The organism is Pseudoalteromonas sp. MMG005, assembly GCF_018101015.1.
Taxonomy (GTDB): Bacteria; Pseudomonadota; Gammaproteobacteria; order Enterobacterales; family Alteromonadaceae; genus Pseudoalteromonas; species Pseudoalteromonas aurantia.
Window position 1 is genome coordinate 1 of record NZ_JAGJEK010000083.1, and the last position, 514, is coordinate 514.

Here is a 514-nt window from a genome sequence, read left to right on the forward strand (position 1 = left end):
CGATGCAGACGGGTATGTGGTGACGCGCGCTGATACACCCAGTTATGAAGACGGCCAAGATTACCTTGATGGCATCAAGAATACCTATGCGGGTAAAAACGCGGTGAAGGTAGCCACTGTGGGTAAGCCAAGCAAGGTGATCTTTACTGAATTGGCAGATGTGGGCGAAGCCCATGTTGAAGGCATTGTATTTGTCGATGGCAATCAAAATGGTGTTAAAGAATCACAAGATCTGGCGATCCCAAGCCTTGCAGTCACCCTGAGCGGTAAAGACGAATTCGGCAACGCTGTGTCATTGAGCACCAACACCGACAGTAATGGTGCGTTTAGTTTTACCGCGCTTCGCCAACCGAATGCAGACGGATATGTGGTGACGCGCGCAGATACGCCAAGTTATGAAGACGGCCAAGATTACCTTGATGGCATAAAGAATGCTTATGCGGGTAAAAGCGCAGTGAAGATAGCCACAGTAGGCAAACCAAGCAAGGTGATCTTTACTGAACTACCAAATGCT

1 protein-coding gene is annotated in these 514 nt (G+C 48.8%); it reads left to right on the plus strand.

Annotated features, from left to right (window positions below; genetic code table 11):
• Positions 1 to 514, plus strand: a 514-nt coding sequence (locus J8M01_RS23795) for an SdrD B-like domain-containing protein (RefSeq protein ID WP_211059605.1), incomplete at both ends; no start/stop codon positions are given.